The following is an 18,765-nucleotide window of genomic DNA, read 5'->3' as shown; positions in this document are numbered from 1 at the left end:
ACGCCATGCTGTTTCACGTAAAGATGACCGTGCAGTTGCCGCTCGACATGCATCCAGAAACGGCCGCCAGGCTCAAGGCCGATGAAAAGGCCCTGGCCCACCGGTTGCAGCAACAAGGCAAATGGCGCCATTTGTGGCGCATTGCCGGGCTCTATGCCAATTACAGTGTGTTCGATGTCGACAGCGTCCAGGAGCTGCATGACTTGCTCATGCAGTTGCCGCTATACCCCTACATGGCGATTGAAGTTGCCGCGATGTGTCGCCATCCGTCTTCCATCCATGAGGATGACCGCTGAGCCCAGTCGGTTCAGTTCGTTACGCTAATAATTAAAAGATGAGGAAGCCACGCAATGAACGTCAAGATTTCCCACACTGCCGATGTCCAGAAGTTTCTCGAAGAGGCCAGCGGTCTGCTCAACGATGGGGGCAACCCTCGGGTCAAGGATCTGGTCTACCGGATCTTGCGTGACTCGGTGAACATCATCGAGGACCTTGCCGTGACGCCGGAAGAGTTCTGGAAAGCGGTCAATTATCTCAACGTGCTGGGGGCTCGCCAGGAGGCGGGATTGCTGGTGGCCGGGATCGGTCTGGAACATTACCTCGACCTGCTGATGGATGCCGAAGACGAGCAGGCCGGCAAGGCGGGCGGCACGCCGCGGACGATCGAAGGACCGTTGTACGTGGCAGGCGCGCCGTTGTGCCAAGGTGAGGCTCGACTGGACGACGGTAGCGATCCGGGCGTGCCGCTGTTCATGCAGGGTAGGGTGTTCAACACCGCTGGCGAGCCATTGGCCGGTGCGGTTGTCGACGTCTGGCACGCCAATACGGGCGGCACTTACTCCTACTTCGATACCCAGCAGTCGGCGTTCAATTTGCGTCGGCGCATCGTCACCGATACCGAGGGACGCTATCGCTTTCGCAGTATCGTACCGTCAGGCTACGGCTGCCCTCCGGACGGTCCGACCCAGCAATTGCTGGATCAGTTGGGACGTCACGGCCAGCGTCCAGCGCACGTGCACTTTTTCATCTCGGCGCCGGATCATCGCCACCTGACGACCCAGATCAATCTCGACGGCGACAAGTACCTGCACGACGATTTCGCCTACGCGACCCGTGATGAACTGATCGCCAAAATCACCTTCAGCGAGGATCAACAACGTGCGGCGGCGCACGGCGTCAATGGTCGTTTTGCTGAGATCGAGTTCGATTTCACCCTGCAGCTGTCCGCCCAGCTTGAAGAGCAGCAGCGCTGTGAGCGGGTTCGTGCCTTGGAAGATTGACGGTTTGCCGCTGTAGCCAGGGCCGTGGGATAGCGAACAGTTATCCCACGGCCTTTTGCATTGTGCGCGGCGCCGGCTCATCGGACCGAGCGCCGCAGGGGCCAGGAGCAGGGCTCTCCCGGCTCATCAGACCCGGAAATGCCCCACCAGGCGCTGCTGATGATCCGCCATTTCATAAAGTGAGTCGCTGGCCTTCGAGGCGTCGCCCATTCGCGTGGTCAGCGTTTCACTGATGCCGCGAATGTCGCTGACACGGTGGCTGATGTCATCCACCACGGTGCTTTGTTCCAGGGCCGCGCTGGCAATCTGTTGGTTCATCTGTTCGATCACGTCCACGGCCTGGGAGATGTTCTCCAGGGCCGTGCGCGTCTGCTGGACTTGCAGCACGCTGCTGCCGGCTTGTTCGCGACTGAGCTGGGTGCTGTGCACCACGTCCTGGCTCAGTTGCTGTAGCGATTCGATGACCAGGCGCACCTGTTCCACCGAACTTTGGGTGTTACTGGCCAGGTGCCTGACCTCGTCAGCCACCACGGTAAAACCCCGGCCCTGTTCGCCCGCCCGAGCCGCTTCGATAGCCGCATTCAAGGCCAAGAGATTGGTCTGTTGTGCGATGGCGCAGATGACGTCCAGCACCTGGCCGATCTGGGCGCTGTTTTCGGCCAGGGCACGCACTTGCTTCAGGGTTGCGTCCAGGCGTTGGTCCAGGTTTTCGATGTTGTGCACGGCGGTAGCGAACACGGCCTGGCCTGAGCGGCTGGCGTTTTCGGCAGCGGACGCGGCATCGGCGGCGCGGTGCGAGTTGCGGGCGACTTCCTGGGCGCTGGCACTCATTTCATGCAGGGCAGTGGCGGCCAACTCCACTTCGCGGTACTGGCGCTGCATGCCCGCGCTGACTTCGCGGGCAATGCCCAAAGAGGTGTCGGCGCTGTTGCGGGTGTCCAGGGACGCCGACTGGATATTGCGGATAATGGGTTGCAGCTTGTCCAGAAAGCGATTGAAACCATTGGCCAGGCGACCCAGTTCGTCGCCTCGTCCGGCCGGCAGCCGTTGGGTCAGGTCGCCGTCGCCCTCGACGATGGCGTCGAGCAGGCTGGCCACTTTCAGCAGTGGCCGTGTCACGCCATAGGCGGCGAGCCAGATCAGCAGCATGCCCAGGAGGCTGGCCAGCAGACCCAGGCCGAGGTTGAGCCAGTTGGCCTGGCGGCTCTTGTCGTCGAGTTGGGCCTGCATTTGTCGGGCGGGCGCCTGTACCAGGGCTTGCGGAACCTTTATCTGCAACTGCCAGGCGGGGTTGTCGGGCGTGGTTTGCAGGGGCTGACGGATGTCGATGGCGGCGCCGGTCACCGTGCCACTGCGTCCAGCCACTTGGCCGGAGGCCGAGAGGATACTGACCTCGCTGTCACCCTGATACAGGTCCTGGCTGAGATCGGCGGCCAGTTGTTGCAGCGTGTCGAGGCTGATGTCCATGCCGACCACACCGATCGGCTTGCCATTGACGAGCAGGGGAATGGAGATGCTGCTCATCAGCACTTTCTGACCCTCGACCTCACTGGTGTAGGGTTCGATCACGCAGGTGCGACGTTGTTCTTGAGGGCAGACGTACCAGGCGTTTTCCGGCTCGCTGCCGACCGGTGCATTGTTGGCGGTGATTTGTGGCTCGGTCAGCACCTCCTGGACCAGCCGCCCCGGTTGGCTTTGTGACCAATACAGCGCGAAGCGGCCTTTCTCGTTGCCTGCCAAGGCGCGCTGCCCGACAAAATCCGCATCTTTACCGACCAGTGCATCGGGCAGCAGCACCACATACAGGCCCAGCACTTTCGAACGTTTTTGCAGGGCCTGTCGCGTGATGCTGATCAGATCCTCGCGCAATTGCGCCGGCGTGAGTCGTCCATCGAGGGTTTGCTCGCGCAGCTGCAGGACCTGCTGCGCGAATCCTTCACCGTAGAGTGCCGTTTCGTTGAAAAAGCGTTCGACATGCTGGCCGTGGGCAACGGCCTGGGCGTGCAGGCGTTGCGAGGCCGCCTGGCCCAGCAACTCGCTGCTCTGTTCCTTCAGCAGGCTGGCGCTTTGTTGATTCTGATAGAGCGAGGCGCCGATCAACGCGCCGACAACGGCCAGCAGACATAGGCCGCTCAGTAGCGTAATTCGCCACTGGATCGTGAGGTGAGCGAAAGGCATGGCTGACGTTTCCTGCATTTGGGAGGGCTTTGGAGGCGAGGGGGCAAGACGCCCTCGTTTTTTTTCTTATGAGCGCGCCGAATCTGGAGCGGCTGGGCAGAGCATGAGGGGAGGCCGTGCAGGGGGCTATCCCAAATCGGCAAGAGCTGGCGGATTGGCAGCGCCGTTCCGACCCGTTTTGGGGCGGTGCCGATGATGCTACCGATTTGGGATAGCGAGCGGTTCGACGGGGGGCATAGGATCGATTCCAGCGCGCATCTAAAACAAAAACGCTACCCGGTACCGATCGTGTCTTGATCGGACCAACCCTATAGCGACTGCCTCATCTAATAAGGTCAAGAAAATGAGTGTATCTATCCCGGTCAACAGCTCGATGGAGCTCAAGCGTGGCGCCCTGGGTGTGGGCTTCATCATCTTCTTCGTGATTTCGGCAGCGAGCCCGTTGAGTGTCATCGCCGGTGGCTTTCCCATTGGCATCATGCTGGGTAACGGCGCCGGCACGCCGGCATTGCTGATCCTGGCCTTGCTGGTACTGCTGGCGTTCTCGGTGGGCTACACCACGATGTCCCGGCACCTCACCAACGCCGGTGGCTTCTATGCGTTCACCTCACGTGGGCTGGGTGGCCTGGCCGGCGGCGCGGCGGCGGTGTTGGCGATGTTCGCCTACAACATCCTCCAGATCGGGCTGTACGGCATGTTCGGCGGCGTGGTCAGCGGCACCATGGAGAGCGTGTTCGGCCTGGTGTTGCCCTGGTGGACGTATTCGCTGATGGCGATGGCCAGCATCGCGATCCTCGGCTATCGCAAGATCGATCTGTCCGCCCGGGTGCTGTCGATTGTCGTGATTGCCGAGTACCTGGCGATCCTGACCCTGGATTTCGCCATCCTGAAAACCGGCGGTGACAGTGGCATCAACCTCGACGCATTCGATCGCAGTCATGTGTTCAGCGGTACGCCGTCAATCGGGCTGCTGTTCTGCTTCGCGGCGTTCATCGGTTTCGAGGCCACGACCATCTACGGCGAAGAAGCCAGGAACCCGCAACGCACCATCCCGATAGCCACCTACAGTTCCGTGTTGCTGATCGGCGGTTTCTACGCTTTGTCAGTCTGGTCCATGGTGGTGGGAGTGGGCGCGGACAAGATCGTCCCGATGCTCCAGGCCTTAGAGGACCCGACGACCTTTATCTACGGCATGTCCGATCATTTTGTCGGGCCGTACCTGACGCAGATTATCCGCGTGCTGTTCATGGTCAGTATCTACGCCGGGCTACTGGCGTTCCATAACGCCGCGGCGCGCTACTTTTTCGCCATTGGCCGAGATGGCCTGCTGCCCAGCCAGTTGGGCACCACCCACCGCATTCACCAGAGTCCGCACATGGGATCGGCGTTGCAAAGCCTGATCGCTGCGGTGGTGGTGCTGATCTTCGCGGCCCTGGATGCCGACCCTATCCTGCAGCTGTTCGCCTGGTTCTCCAACCTGGCTACCCTCTGTGTGATTCTGTTGATGGCGCTGACCTCGGTCGCGATCTACGTGTATTTCCAGCGTCACCCGCAGCTTAAGGTCGGGGTCTGGCGCGGGAAAATCCTGCCAGGCTTTTCTTGTCTGGCCCTGCTGACGGTGCTGGTCCTGGCCATTGTTCATTTCGATGTGCTCACCGGTGCCAGCCAATTGATCTCCTATGGTCTCTGCGCCGTGATACCCGCCGCACTGATCTGCGGCCTGTTTCTGGCCGTGCGGCTGCGAAGGACCTCGCCACAACGGTTCATGGCCTTGGGCAGCCACAAGCTCTAGGGCACCCCTGCGGTACCACTCCACTACGAATACATCTGCCGGCCGCCGTTCGGTACGGCTCGTCAGCGCGTGAAAGGAAGGTTTCAAATGCACACATACAAGATGCTCATCAACGGCGTTCAGGTGGCCGGTGAAAACGGACAGTTTGACGTCATCAACCCCGCCACGGGAGCCGCATTCGCCCAATGTCCAGCCGGGTCGCTGGCGCAACTGGACCTGGCCGTGGATGGCGCGCGGGCGGCATTCGGCGAGTGGCGGCACAGCACTCATCCTGACCGTTGCGATCGCCTGATGAAAGTCGCTGCGGACATCGAACAAGAAGCCGAGTCCCTGGCCCGGCTGATCGTCCAGGAGCAAGGCAAACCGTTGGCGCTGGCTTTTTCCGAAGTCATGGGGGCGGCCGCCTGGACGCGTTATGCGGCGCAACAACAGATTGCCGTGGAACTGGTGGAAGAAACCCCCACCCAGCGCATCGAACTGCACCGCAAGCCTCTTGGCGTGGTGGCTTCGATCACCCCGTGGAACTGGCCGTTCATGATCGCCGTATGGCACATCATGCCGGCGCTGCGGGCCGGCAACTGTGTGATCAGCAAGCCGTCGAGCCTGACTCCCCTGAGCACCTTGCGCCTGGCGGAGATCATCGCCCGTCATGTGCCCCATGGCGTGATCAATTGCGTGACCGGCGAACAAGGTTTTGGCAGTGCGATCACCACGCACACCGGCATCCAGAAGATTGTCTTCACCGGCTCGACCGCCACCGGGCAAAGCGTGATGCGCGGTGCCGCCAGCAATCTCAAGCGCCTGACCCTGGAATTGGGCGGCAACGACGCCGCCATCGTCCTGCCGGGTACGCCGGTGGAGGCGGTGGCCGAGGAGATTTTCCAGGCGGCCTTTCTCAACATGGGCCAGACCTGTGCTGCGCTCAAGCGCCTATACATCCATGAGTCCCAATACCAGGCATTCGCCGATGCCTTGACCGCGATTGCCGCCCGCCAGGTCGTTGGCGATGGCCTCGAGCCTTTGGTCACCTTCGGTCCGGTGCAGAACCTTGAACAACTGCAGTTGGTCGATGCGCTGGTCGCCGATGCGCGGGCCCAGGGTGGACGGGTCTTGTGTGGCGGTGCGCGCCTGGATCGCCCGGGCTTCTTCTATCCGCCCACCCTGGTCGTGGATGTGACGGATGGCCAGCGCCTGGTCGATGAGGAGCAGTTCGGTCCGGTGTTGCCGCTGATCGCGTACCGGGATGTCGAGGATGTCCTGCGTCGCGCCAATGCGGGCGACATGGGTTTGGGCGGCTCGGTCTGGGGAGTGGACATCGAACAGGCGCAGGCTTTGGCCTGCCGTCTCGAAAGCGGGGTGGCGTGGGTCAACTGCCACGCCCAGATCCAGCCGAACACGCCGTTTGGCGGTAGCAAGATGTCCGGTTTTGGCGTCGAGTTCGGCCTTGAGGGGCTACTGGAATTCACCGGCCAGCAGCTGTTGTTTGTCCGCAAGCGTGACCCTGAGTAATCCCGTTCGCCTTGCGAAGTCGGTGCGGCCAGCCGTGCCGGCGTCATGCCAATACCTAAGACAGCCTATGAAGGCGCACCAGAGGAGCATCACCCATGCGGTATCCATCCAGTCCATTGCTCGGCGGCACGCTCGCGTGCTCATTGGCGCTTTGCGCCATCAGTCAGGCCCAGGCCTATGAGCTCTACAGTGATGAGAGCCGTCATCTCAACGCAGACATGACGGCGGTCTTCGGCCTGTTCAACAGTCGCAAGAACTATGACGGCACCTCCGGTGGCTCAACCTGGCGGGAAGGTTTCATCAAGTACGGCTTGAGCGGTGACCAGGCCTTGGCAGGCAACGGCACGGCCTACGGCGCCTTTTCCCTGGTCAGTTCCGCCACCTGGGGAGATGGCGACCCGTCGGGCAATACCCTGGGCAGCGAGCGCACGACGAAGATCGAGGATGCCTATCTGGGCTGGCGCTCCGGTGATTTGTTTCCAGCGTTGGGCAAGGACGGCGTCGACGTCTCCGGTGGGCGCCAAGTGGTCAAACTGGGCCGTGGCTTCCTGATCAACGATGACGGGCCGAATCTGGGCAAGGGCCCTGCCGACGGCGCCCTGAACCGTGGTGGAGCCTACTACCTGGCCGCACGGCACGCTTTCGACCAGACCGCCTACTTGCGCCTGGGCGGGCAGGATGGCCTGCATGGCAGCCTGCTCTGGCTCAAGTCCGACAACCGCGCTCAGGCTGAGACCGAACTGGCCGCCGGCACCCTGGACTACACCACCAAACCCGGTACGTTGGGGCTGACCTGGGTGCATGGCATCGATGTCGATGAGCAATGGGCCAGTGATTTTCAGCGCCAGCGCAAAGGCATGAATGTCTACAGCGTGCGGGGTGAAGGCGATGCCGGTATCGAGAACGCGAGTCTGGCGTTCGAGTATGCCTGGCAGGACAAGGACAGTGGTCCGGAGAAAGCCTGGTACGGGGAGGCGGGGTACACCTTCGCTGACGTCGCCTGGGCGCCGAAGGTGACGTATCGCTACACCCGCTATTCGCAGAAATGGGACTCGCTGTTCACCGGTGTGAGCATGGGCTATGGCACGTGGTTGCAGGGCGAAGTCGCCAGCAACTACGCGGGGCCATTCAACAGTAACACCAGCATCCATCACGTCGGCCTGAAAGCGACGCCCTTGGAAAACCTGACCGTGGGCGCGCTGTACTTCGATTTCGACACGTTGCGCAAGCGCGACTCGTTGAATCTCGATGCCCAGGAACTGGATCTCTATGCAGAATGGGCAGTCAACCCGCACCTGATCATCAGCCCCTTGGTCGGCCTCTACAAGCCCCGGCAGGACTCAAACTCGGGTGGCAACCAGGTCGGCGGAAACGGCACCAACCTGTACAGCCAGCTGACGGTGGCCGTTCCGTTCTGACCGTTCAGCCACTGCGTCCAGGCCTGAGGCCTATGGCCCATCGGCGTCTGGCTGGGTCCGCATGTTCTCAGCGATGCGCCGGGTGGTGTCCATGACCATCTCGACCACGGTTTCCTGGCGCAGCAGCTTGAAGCTTTGCGTGCTGCCCACGGCGGACAGGCTGCCCACCACCTCATCGATATCCGGTTGGATGATGGGCGCCGCGATGCCGGTCAGGCCCAGGTTGAGTTCATCGTGGGTCAGGCAGTAGCCGTCCTTGCGGATCTTCTTCGTGGCCTTGGCAAACCCTGCCCAGTCATACGGACTGTCAGGGTCATTGGCCATGTGCTCTTCGAACAGGCGCTGCAGTCGACGGCCCTTCTGGAAGGCGATCAGTACCTTGGATTGCGCGCCGCGAAAAAACGGCAGCGGCTGGCCACGCCCGAACGCGAATTGGTAGGTATCCGTCGGTTCGGCGATGTAGGTGTTGATGATGCGCCCGTCATAAAAAACGCTCGCAAACACCGCCAGGCCGGTTTGCGCGGACAGCTCGTGCATCAGCTCGCGCCCGGCGAGCAGGATGGGATCGTACTGACGCATCATCCAGTCCAGCTCGATGACGCGCGGTCCCAGGCCGTAGCTGCCGGCGTCCACTCGCGTCAGCAGGCCGGCATCACACAGGTCCTTGACATAGCGGTACACGGTCGCGCGTGACAGTCCCATGCGCACGGCAATGGTGTCGGGATCGATCTTCAACGTCTCTGGGCCGAACAGGTCCAGGACGCTCAGCATTTTACTCAGGCTGCTCATTGGGTTCCTAAGGGGGAAGGCATGCGGGTGGCCGTTTGGTGAGCACTATAGGTAGGCGCAGCGGCGATGGAAAGCCTGCCTGCCGGATGAGAAGCGTGCCGTCACCTTACTCCGCTGCTTGAGAAATACAAGTTGTAAGCTGGTGTTTTTAGCTTATAAAAATGCATAAAATCTCATAATAAGAGTTTTATGTAGAAAAATAGCTTGTTGTGTGGGCTTTTGTATGTGATAAATCTCAGCCATTGCAAACGCACGACCGAGAGGGCTGGAAATGAATGGTGCGCAACTGATAGTGAAGGCGGCGGTGGCAAGCGGTATCGAGTACTGCTTCGCCAATCCCGGAACGACTGAAATCCCTCTGGTGGCAGCCATGGCCAGTGCCCCGGGCCTCAAGCCGGTGCTGTCCTTGTTCGAAGGGGTGTGCACCGGCGCCGCGGACGGTTATGGGCGCATCGCCGAGAAGCCGGCCATGACCCTGACCCACCTCGGTCCTGGGTTCGCCAATGGCATCGCCAACCTGCACAACGCACGCCGCGCCAATACCCCGATCGTCAATGTCATCGGCGACCACGCGTCATGGCACGTCAACTACGATCCGCCCCTGGCCAGCGACATCCAGGCCTTGGCCGGGGCCGTTTCCGGTTGGGTCCGCACATCGCGTACGGCATCGGGCATCGGCGACGATCTGCAGGACGCCATGCGTGCGGCCTGGCAAGCCAAAGGTCAGATCGCCAGCCTGATCCTGCCCATGGACCTGCAAGGCAACCCGGCGGAGCATCCGGGAGTATTCGCGCCTGTGCAGCCGCCGGTTCGCCGGTTTGCCGGTGATCGGGTCGAGGCGCTGGCGCAGGCACTGCGTGACGGTCAGCGCCTGGTCTTCATTGTCGGCGACCAGGGCTTGTCCGTCGCAGGACTGGAAGCGGCGGGGCGCCTGGCGCAACTGCCCGGGGTGCGGATGTTCGCCGAGACCTTCCCGCGGTTGAGCTACCGCGGCGGTGGTTTGCCGGACCTGGATCGCTTGCCGTACTTCCCGGAAGTGGCGATCGAGATTCTCGACCAGTTCGACAAGGTCGTCTGTGCCGGTGTCCCGGAACCCATCAGTTACTTCGGCTATGAAGGCATACCTTCGCGGCTGGCCGAGCGTGAACGCCTGCTGTTGTTGGCCGAAGTCGGCGACGACGTGGCCGGTGCCATGACGGCGCTGGCCGATGCCCTCGACGCGCCCGCTTACCGGCCGACGCCCCAGGGCGTCGAGTTGCCGCCCGCCCAGGCGGAGCTGACGCCTCAGTCCATCGGCCAACTGCTGGCCGCCTCGCTGCCGGACGACTGCATTGTCTCCGTGGAAGGCGGGACGTGTGGCTATCCGTTTTTCACCGCCTCCGCCCATGCCGCGCGGCACCGCGTGCTGACCAATACCGGCGGTGCGATTGGCCAGGGCATTCCAGTGGGTTTCGGCGCCGCCCTGGCGGAGCGTGGCAACCGGGTGTTCTGCCTGCAGTCAGACGGCAGCGCCCAGTACACCATCCAGACCCTGTGGAGCATTGCCCGTGAGCAATTGCCGGTGGTGATCCTGATCGCCGCCAACCATCGCTACGCAATCCTGCAAAACGAGCTGCGCCGTTTCGGCATGACCGAACTCGGTCCGCAAGCTCTGAACCTGACCGTGCTGGACCGCCCGCGGATCGATTGGAAGGCCCTGGCCAAAGGTTACGGCGTACCCGCCTGCACGGTGCACACCAATGCCGAACTACAACGGGCCCTGGCCAATGCCAGTGCCGACAGTGGTCCTTGCCTGATCGAAATGGCGCTGTGAAGGAGTCGCTATGAACCCGTTCGAAGTATTACCCGCCGTCCGGGCGTTCCTGTCCCAACCCGGTCGCCTGTTCATTGGCGGCTCATGGCAGGACGCTGCTGGAGGTCGCCGGTTTGCCGTGGAAAATCCAGCCACCGAAGAAACGCTGACAGAAGTCGCCCAGGCCGATGAGCGTGACGTCGATGCGGCGGTCGCTGCCGCCCGTGCCGCGTTCAGCGGGCCCTGGGCGCGGCAGTCACCGGCCCAGCGAGGCCTGCTGCTGTTCCGCCTGGCGGACCTGTTGGACCAACACCGCGAGGAACTGGCTCAACTGATCACCCTGGAGAACGGCAAGCCCATCGCCGCCGCCCGCGGTGAAGCAGCCAGCGCCGCGAATATCGTTCGCTACTTCGCCGGTTGGCCGACCAAGATCGAAGGCAGCACGCTGCCGGTTTCGCCCGCCAGCGGTGCGCCGATGCTCAACTACACCCTGCGCGAGCCGGTGGGGGTCTGTGCGTTGATCGTGCCATGGAATTTCCCGCTCAACATGTGCGTGTGGAAGCTCGGTCCGGCGCTGGCAACCGGTTGTGTCGCGGTGCTCAAGCCGGCCGAGCAGACGCCGTTGGTCGCGATCCGGTTGGTGCAGTTGATCGAAGCGGCGGGCTTCGAGCCGGGGGTGGTCAACCTGATCACCGGGCTCGGTGCCGAGACCGGCGCACCGCTGGCGCGGCATCCTGGCGTGGACAAGATCGCCTTTACCGGCTCGACCCAGGTCGGTCGACTGATCGCCCAGGCCGCCACCAGCAACATGAAGAAGGTGTCGCTGGAATTGGGCGGCAAGTCACCGAACATCATCTTGCCGGACGCTGACATCGTGCGGGCCGCCAAAGGGGCCGCCGATGGCATTTTCTACAACCAGGGACAGGTCTGCACCGCCGCGTCGAGGCTATACGTGCACGCCAGCGTACTCGACCAGGTTCTCGAAGAACTCCAGCGTCACGCCGCCGCCCATGTCCTCGGGCCTGGGTTGGATCCGGCCAGCAGCATGGGCCCGCTGGTTTCCGCGCGCCAACTGAGCACGGTCAAAGGCTACCTGCAACGCGGTCAGCAAGAGGGCGCCGAACTGGTCTGCGGCGGAGGGCGCCCCGAGCACCTGGAGCGCGGTCACTTCATTGAGCCCAGCGTGTTCCTCGACCGCTTCGAAGGGGCCTGCGTCGCCCGCGAAGAAATCTTCGGTCCAGTGCTGACCGTCATGAGCTGGACCGAGATCGACGACCTGGTGCTGCGCGCCAACGATTCGCCCTATGGCCTGGCGGCGGGCCTGTGGACCCGCGACCTCAGCTCGGCCCACCGGGTGGCGGCGCAACTCAAGGCCGGGTCGGTCTGGATCAACTGTTGGAACGTCGTCGATCCGGCTTCGCCGTTCGGTGGCTACAAGCAATCCGGCTGGGGCCGGGAAATGGGTAAGAACGTGATCGATGCCTACACCGAGACCAAGAGTGTCTTCGTCGATCTCGCCTGAACCGAATCATTACAAGAGGAATCGCTATGGATCTGGAATTGAAAGGCCGTGTGGCCATCGTCACCGGCGGCGGTATGGGTATCGGTAAGGAAGTCGCACGCTTTCTCTCCGAAGAGGGCTGCAAGGTGGTGATCTGCGCGCGCCGCATGGAGTATCTGCAGCAGGCCGCCGAGGAGATCACGGCCCAGACCGGCAACGAAGTGCTGCCCTTGTTTTGCGACACCAACCAGATGTCGGCCGTATCGGACATGGTGGAAGCGGCGCACAAGCACTTCGGTCGCATCGACATCCTGGTCAACGGTGCGGCGGCGCCATCGGGCGTGGTGCGCAACGACATCGAGCATGCCGGCGACGATGAACTGCTGTCGGACCTCAACACCAAGGTCATTGGCTATTTCCGTTGCGCCAAGGCCGTGACCCCGCACATGAAGGCCGGCGGCTTTGGTCGCATCATCAACATCGGTGGTCTCACCGGCCGCGGCAGCAAGGTCCTGTCGGGGATGCGCAACCTGGCCATCGCCCACATGACCAAGACCCTTTCCGACCAGTTGGGCCCTGCCGGCATCACCGTCAACCTGATCCACCCCGGCGTGGTGGACACCCCCCATATCCAGGAGTTGTACGAGCGCGAAGGGATCAAGCAGGGCAAGACCCCGGAACAGGTCGAGCAAGGCTACATCGATGCCACGCCAATCCGCCGCACCTTGGCACCCATCGAGATGGGCTGGCTGATCGGCTTCCTGGCGTCACCCAAGGCCGGGGCCGTGACAGGTGAGTCCATCGGCATCGACGGTGGTTTGACCCGTGGCATCTTCATTTGAGGAGCATCAGCGATGAGTAACGGAACCCTTTTGGTCGCCACGGTGGGCCAGGCCGTCATCCGCAGCGCCGACGATGGCCGGACCTGGCATCGCCTTGGCTTGGACCAGGACCTGGAATTCGATGCGATCACGCGGTCCTTGAGTGTCCACCCGGGCACCCCCGAAGTGATTTATGCCGGTACCGACGTAGGCTTGTGCGTCAGCCACGACACTGGCGGTCGTTGGGAGCGTGTCGATTCACCGTTCAATGGCCAGACCGTCTGGAAAGTCGCGGTCGACCCGCAGGATGCCCAGCGTATTTTTGTCGGTACCGGGGCACCTTCGCGCGCTGTTTTGTGGCGGACCCTGGACGGTGGCCAGCACTGGGACCGCGCGCCGGTGGAAATCCCGGAATTCTGTGACGGCGTCAGCCGTCCCCGTCTATTGGCCTTCGCCTACGATCCAACGGACCGCAACCAGTTATGGTTTGGCCTGGAGGAGGGCGGGTTGTTTCATTCGCGCGACGGCGGCGACAGTTGGACACGGGTCGATGACCGGCTGATGTGGGATTACAACTCCGACGTCCACAACATCCTGGTACTGCCCAACCATGGCCAGAAAGTCATCGTGGTGGTCTGCGTCAACGCCGTCTACCGCAGCCTGGATGAAGGGCTGACATGGACCGGCATCATTGCCCGCGAAGCATTCGGCCTTTACTACGTGCGTGCCATGAACGCGCCGCTGGATACGCAAAGCAGCCTGTACTTGAGCATCTCCGACGGTACGCCCGGCACCACCAGCAAGGTCCTCGTTTCCCATGATGCCGCGCTCAGTTGGGAGGTGTTGCCTCTTCCGCAACAACCCAACTCCTGTGTCTGGGCCATCGCCTGCAACCCGGCCAACCCACGGCAAATCGTCGCGGGCACCAAGTACGGCCACCTGTTCACCTCGGAAAACGGCGGGGATGGCTGGCAAAAACAGTGGCGCGAGTTCAGCGAGATCGCGGATGTGCTCTGGACCCCCGCAGTGGCGCAGATCAAGGCAGGACACCAATCCATCGTCAAGAAAACCTGAGGTATGACGCGATGAAAGTCGAAGTCCTTCGTACTCATTTATCGCTATCGGTCAGTGACCCTGAAGTGTCGGCACGCTGGTACGCCGACATCCTCGGCATGCATGAAAGTGCACGAGGCGACAGTTGGATCATGATGGCGTTTGGTGCCAAGCATCACGACATCGCATTGATCCGTGCAGAGCCGGGTGCCCATCAGGGCGGGCTGGGCTTGCAGCATTACGGGCTGGAAATCGCCGGTGACATGACCACCCTGCGCCAGCTCTACGGCATGTTGCTGCGCAAGGGCGTGGAGGTTGTGAAGATCACCGACCACGAAATCGGCAACGGTGTTTATTTCCACGATCCCGATGGCAATCGCATGGAGTTCTTCCTCGAGACCGAACATGACGATGCCCGGGGCAAGGCACGCTTCAGGGCCGCTGGCGCCCCGAGCAGGAATTTCGATCTGGACCCACTTTGAACATGAGGCAAGTCTGATGAAAACCGCGAATTTCGCTACTTATCACATCCGTAAATGGTACAGCTTCATCGAAGAGACACTGGCCAACGAAAGCGGCCAGTTGGCCGATGGCGAGCCGTTGTTCAAATATGCGATCGCCGCCGTGATCGCCAACCCCTATGCGAACCGCTACAGCGAGACGCTGTCCGAACTGGTCGAGCCATCACCGCTGCTGGGCGAGGAGTTCGGTCGGCGTATCCAGGCACTGGCCGGCTCGCGGGAGATTGTCAGTTACGGCAAGGCATGCCTGGTGGGCAGCTTGGGCGAGTACGAGCACGGCAATGCGTTCCTGACCAACCCGGCTGCCGATCCGGTTCGCGTGGCGCTGGGCGGCGGCAAGTCCTGGGTGCCGTCCACCGGTAAGCGCGGCGGCCCTGGCACGACTATAGACGTGCCGCTGGCACACAAGGATGCGCTCTATGTGCGTTCTCACTACGACAGTATTTCCCTGTCGCTGGGGGACGGCCCGTCACCCGATGAAGTCGTGGTGATCTGGGCCTTCGCCACGCGTGGTCGCCTGCATGCACGACTGGGTGGCCTGCAGGCGGCGGACGTCAAGGGCGTCGATGGCTTGCATTGACTCCAGGGGTTAGGCTGCAGGCAAAGCCCACAAGGCATGACTGACTCAGTCCACTCTTAAACCAAAACAAGAAAGCGGTGAACAGTGATGAAGCAGGAGAAGACCCAGGTTGTCATCGTCGGCGGCGGCCCCAACGGGATCACCGCCGCGCACTATATGGGCATGTACGGTATCGACTGCGTGGTCCTCGAGCTTGCCGACTGCATACTGCCTTACCCGCGCGCGGTGGGCATGGATGACGAGGCGCTGCGAGTGTTGCAGGGCATTGGCATCGCCGAGCTGGCGGCCAGGGACATGATTTGCGACGTGCCGCTGCGCTACTACAACTCGCGTGGCGTGTGCTTCGCCGAGGTCAAGCCGAGCACTGCTCATTACGGCTGGCCGATGCGCAACATCTTCATGCAGCAACTGCTCGAAGGCACGTTGCGCGAGCAACTGGGGCAGCACCCCAGCGTACAGCTGCGTCAAGGCCATGAAATGCTCGAGCTGGAGCAGGACGCCCAAGGGGTGACGTTGCAGGTGCGCGATGCCCAGGGCGCCCTCTACCAGTTGCAGGCCGAGTATGTGATCGGCGCCGATGGCGGGCGCTCGACCGTGCGCAAAAAACTCGGCATCGAGTTGCTGGGGCTGACCCATCCGCGCAAATGGGTGGTGGTCGATACCGCCAATGACACCCTGGACGCACCCTACACCGCACTGCATGCCGACCCGCAACGGCCGTTCGTGTGTATTTATCTGCCTTACCAGCAGCGTCGCTGGGAGTTCATGCTCCTGGAGGGAGAGGATGAGGTGAAGATGTGCGAGGAGGGCACTATTCGCAAGCTGATCCGTGGGCACATCGGCGATGCGGTCGATCAGTTGAACATCATCCGTATCCGCGCCTACACCCATCATTCCCGGGTCGCGGCGCGTTTCGTCGAAGGACGCGTGGTGTTGGTGGGCGATGCGGCGCATATTTCCCCGCCCTGGGCCGGGCAGGGTCTCAATTCCGGCTTGCGCGACGTGGCCAACGTGGCCTGGAAGCTGGCAGCGATCATTCAGGACCGTGCGTCAGCCTCGATTCTTGAAAGCTACGACCAGGAGCGGCGCGGGCACGCCACCGAACTGGTGGCCCTGGCCGACAACATGGGGGCGGTGCTGGGGCTGACTAACCCTCTGATGGCCGGCGTGCGCGACTGGTTGTTCCAGGCCGTCAACAGCGTCGACAACCTGCGCTCGCATTTGTTGGAGTTCAAGTTCAAGCCCAAGGCAACCATCACCAAAGGGCTCGTGTACCACGAGCGTGCCGAGTTGCGCGAGGACGACCTGGTCGGGCAGTTGTTCGTCCAGCCCTACGTCGAGGATGCCCAGGGGCAGCGGCAACGGTTGGACAGTGTCCTGGGATCGTCCTACGCGATATTGGGCTATCGGGTGAATCCGCGCGAACAGGTGAGCGCTGAGATGGCTGACTATTGGGCACGTTGGGAAACGCGCTTCATCCAGGTCAATCGCTCGCGCAGCGGCGTTGGACGCAACCAGCCGTTGACGGCTGTCGACGCCATCAGTGTGGAGGATGTCGATAACCGATTGGGCGAATGGTTCTCCCGCGTGCGTGACTGCATCGTGGTGGTGCGTCCGGACCGGTTTGTCGCGGCCATTACCACGCCGGAAAGGCTCGACGGGGTATTGCGCAAGCTGGCGGGGCAGCTGTCGTGAAGGGCGGCCAGAAGGTACTCGACCAGCTCTTCGACGCTACGCGCAGCGTCCAGGCGCTACCGGCCCTCGTCCCGGAAGCGATCGACGTGTCCACCGGTTATGCGCTGCAGCGCCAGGCCCTGGAGCAGCGCCTGGCGAGCGGAGAACAACTGAGCGGATGGAAGATTGCCTTCGCGGGCAGTGCCGCGCAGGCGCGTTTCGGTCTTGACGAACCCGCCTATGGCAGCCTGACCGATGCCATGTTCGTCGAGCCGGGGAATCCGGTGTCGCTCCCGCGGTTGATACAGCCCAAGCTGGAAATTGAACTGGCCTTTGTCTTTGGCCGCAGCTTGCCTGCCGGTCACTGTCGAGATGAAGACATCCTGGCGGCCATCGGTGAGGTCGCGCCCGCGTTCGAGATCGCCGATTGTCGATGGCAGCAATGGCGTTTCGGGGCCGGGGCATTTCTCGCCGACAACGCGGCGGCGGGGCTTTACAGCCTTGGGCAACGCGTGGCATTCGATGCCTTGCGCCATGCCTGTGTCGCCTATCGGCTGGAATGTGACGGGGTGCTCTGCGGTGTCGGCGATACCCTCGACCGGGAGGACAGCCCGTTGCAGAACCTGTGCTGGTTGGTCCGCCGCCTGCTGGCCGACGGGCAGCGGGTGGAAGCAGGGCAGGTCGTGCTGTCCGGATCGCTGCTGGCGCCCTTGGATGTCCAGCCTGCCACTTACCGACTGCACATGCTTGGCACGGAACTGGCTTTGGTTTTCGTGGCGGACCCTGCCCCCGCGTGAACGATCACTGTCGTCACGGATGACCAGCCCCTGCAGACCAATAAAAACAACGGGGCCACCGAGGAACGACGAATATGCTCGCTGAAGTCCGCACCTTCAATGACCCGCAGCAACATGCCGGCTCCATCCAGGGCTGGCAGCAAGTCTATGACCAACTGGGCCGTGGTTGCCTGACCAGCGAACTGCGGCAGCTGTCCGCTGATCGCTTCCAGATCTTCCAGGAGGTGCTGGACAAACGCGTGGTGCAGCGCGGCTTCGCGCCCAAAGGTCGGTTGTGCGCGGCCATGTCACTGGGCGGTGCGCCCGTCGTTCAAGGGCAGCAGGTGGGGGCTCATAGTGTCGTGCTGTTGCGTGACGCCGAAGAGTTCGTCCTGCATGCGCCGGAAGGCACGCACTTCCTGGCGCTCAATGTCGACACCGTACGCTTCGCCAAACTGGCGGCGTTCGAATTATCGAGCGAGCAACTCCGGCGCTTGAAGACCGTGTCACAGGTGAGTGTGGATGAGGCGTTACTGTTGCGTATACGGCAACGTATCCTCCCGGCGTTTCGTCACTTTTTGGAACATGCGGACGCCATCAACCCGGCCTCGGAGAAAATGCTCGAGGACGTCATGCTCAATGCCTTCCTCGATTTGTTCAGCCATGCGACCGATGACACACGCTCGCGCCGGAGCAACTTTTCCGTCAGTGCGTACTTGGTCAAGCGCTGCCAGGAACTGATCGTCGCCAGTGGCGATACCCCATTGAGCATCCTCGACCTGTGCGAGCAATTGCGCGTCAGCCGGCGCACCCTGCAGAACAGTTTCCAGGCAGTGACGGGCATGCGCCCGGTGGAGTACTTGCGCAACCTGCGCCTCAACGCGGTGCGACGGCGCTTGATCGCTACGCCCGCCTGCGCCATGAACATCGGCGAGGTCGCGGTGGCAATGGGCTTTTTTCACCTGAGCCATTTCGCCGCGCATTATCGCGAGCTATTTGGCGAGTCCCCTTCCGATACACCCAGGGCGAAGCGCTGACGCCCATGCCTGCGTGCTGTGGTTCAGGGCACGATGCTCGTATG

The 18,765-nt window shown here is 62.3% G+C and carries 15 protein-coding genes and 2 pseudogenes; 14 read left to right on the top strand and 3 right to left on the bottom strand.

Annotated features, from left to right (window positions below; genetic code table 11):
* Positions 1-5 precede the first annotated feature (5 nt).
* Both catC and catA read left to right on the top strand, forming a co-directional pair.
* A complete protein-coding gene (gene catC / locus LOY70_RS17175; RefSeq protein ID WP_265028589.1) occupies positions 6-296 on the top strand; it encodes a muconolactone Delta-isomerase in 291 nt (96 codons plus the stop codon).
* 54 nt (positions 297-350) lie between these two features.
* A complete protein-coding gene (gene catA / locus LOY70_RS17170; protein WP_265028588.1) occupies positions 351-1,280 on the top strand; it encodes a catechol 1,2-dioxygenase in 930 nt (309 codons plus the stop codon).
* Between the two features lie 126 nt (positions 1,281-1,406).
* On the opposite strand, the pseudogene LOY70_RS30220 reads toward catA, so the two are convergent.
* Both LOY70_RS30220 and LOY70_RS30215 read right to left on the bottom strand, forming a co-directional pair.
* A pseudogene (locus LOY70_RS30220) lies at positions 1,407-1,967 on the bottom strand (methyl-accepting chemotaxis protein); the annotation flags it as partial.
* Between the two features lie 297 nt (positions 1,968-2,264).
* Positions 2,265-3,458 (bottom strand): annotated as a pseudogene (locus LOY70_RS30215) (HAMP domain-containing protein); the annotation flags it as partial.
* Between the two features lie 343 nt (positions 3,459-3,801).
* Here LOY70_RS30215 and LOY70_RS17160 point away from each other — a divergent pair.
* The 3 genes from LOY70_RS17160 to LOY70_RS17150 all read left to right on the top strand — a co-directional run bounded on the left by LOY70_RS17160 (position 3,802) and on the right by LOY70_RS17150 (position 8,177).
* The gene (locus LOY70_RS17160) at positions 3,802-5,250 is read left to right on the top strand and encodes an APC family permease (RefSeq protein ID WP_265028586.1); all 1,449 of its coding nucleotides are present in this window, start codon (positions 3,802-3,804) and stop codon (positions 5,248-5,250) included.
* A gap of 87 nt (positions 5,251-5,337) precedes the next feature.
* Positions 5,338-6,759: an aldehyde dehydrogenase family protein gene (locus LOY70_RS17155; protein WP_265028585.1), complete on the top strand. Its 1,422-nt coding sequence runs from the start codon at positions 5,338-5,340 to the stop codon at positions 6,757-6,759.
* Positions 6,760-6,854: 95 nt separating this feature from the next.
* On the top strand, positions 6,855-8,177 hold the full coding sequence (locus tag LOY70_RS17150; protein ID WP_265028584.1) for an alginate export family protein: 1,323 nt from the start codon (positions 6,855-6,857) through the stop codon (positions 8,175-8,177).
* A gap of 30 nt (positions 8,178-8,207) precedes the next feature.
* On the opposite strand, the gene LOY70_RS17145 is transcribed toward LOY70_RS17150, so the two are convergent.
* Complete coding sequence (locus LOY70_RS17145) at positions 8,208-8,966, bottom strand: IclR family transcriptional regulator (RefSeq protein WP_123417061.1); 759 nt, start codon at positions 8,964-8,966, stop codon at positions 8,208-8,210.
* Between the two features lie 271 nt (positions 8,967-9,237).
* Between LOY70_RS17145 and LOY70_RS17140 the strand changes: the two genes are divergently transcribed.
* From LOY70_RS17140 to LOY70_RS17100, 9 genes are all read left to right on the top strand, one after another.
* Positions 9,238-10,779: an acetolactate synthase large subunit gene (locus tag LOY70_RS17140; RefSeq protein ID WP_265028583.1), complete on the top strand. Its 1,542-nt coding sequence runs from the start codon at positions 9,238-9,240 to the stop codon at positions 10,777-10,779.
* 10 nt (positions 10,780-10,789) lie between these two features.
* A complete protein-coding gene (locus tag LOY70_RS17135; protein ID WP_123417059.1) occupies positions 10,790-12,280 on the top strand; it encodes an aldehyde dehydrogenase family protein in 1,491 nt (496 codons plus the stop codon).
* Positions 12,281-12,306: 26 nt separating this feature from the next.
* On the top strand, positions 12,307-13,101 hold the full coding sequence (locus LOY70_RS17130; protein WP_186653024.1) for an SDR family NAD(P)-dependent oxidoreductase: 795 nt from the start codon (positions 12,307-12,309) through the stop codon (positions 13,099-13,101).
* Positions 13,102-13,113: 12 nt separating this feature from the next.
* Positions 13,114-14,154, top strand: coding sequence for a VPS10 domain-containing protein (locus tag LOY70_RS17125; protein WP_265028582.1), 1,041 nt, complete (start codon positions 13,114-13,116; stop codon positions 14,152-14,154).
* Between the two features lie 11 nt (positions 14,155-14,165).
* The gene (locus LOY70_RS17120) at positions 14,166-14,615 is read left to right on the top strand and encodes a VOC family protein (protein ID WP_265028581.1); all 450 of its coding nucleotides are present in this window, start codon (positions 14,166-14,168) and stop codon (positions 14,613-14,615) included.
* A 16-nt stretch (positions 14,616-14,631) separates the two neighbouring features.
* Positions 14,632-15,234 (top strand): amino acid synthesis family protein, encoded by a 603-nt coding sequence (locus LOY70_RS17115; RefSeq protein ID WP_265028580.1) that lies wholly within the window; start codon positions 14,632-14,634, stop codon positions 15,232-15,234.
* A gap of 87 nt (positions 15,235-15,321) precedes the next feature.
* A complete protein-coding gene (locus LOY70_RS17110; RefSeq protein ID WP_265028579.1) occupies positions 15,322-16,929 on the top strand; it encodes a bifunctional 3-(3-hydroxy-phenyl)propionate/3-hydroxycinnamic acid hydroxylase in 1,608 nt (535 codons plus the stop codon).
* Positions 16,926-17,705 carry a 2-keto-4-pentenoate hydratase gene (locus LOY70_RS17105; RefSeq protein ID WP_265028578.1) on the top strand — a complete coding sequence of 260 codons (780 nt, stop codon included), beginning with the start codon at positions 16,926-16,928 and terminating at the stop codon, positions 17,703-17,705. Before LOY70_RS17110 ends, LOY70_RS17105 begins: the two co-directional genes overlap by 4 nt.
* A gap of 74 nt (positions 17,706-17,779) precedes the next feature.
* Entirely contained in the window at positions 17,780-18,721 is a 942-nt protein-coding gene (locus tag LOY70_RS17100; protein WP_265028577.1) for a helix-turn-helix domain-containing protein, read from the top strand.
* Positions 18,722-18,765: the final 44 nt, after the last annotated feature.

It is taken from the genome of Pseudomonas sp. B21-054 (assembly GCF_026016345.1).
Lineage (GTDB): Bacteria > Pseudomonadota > Gammaproteobacteria > Pseudomonadales > Pseudomonadaceae > Aquipseudomonas.
Note: the sequence above shows the minus strand (reverse complement) of the source record. Positions and strands in the feature narration are given on the sequence as shown.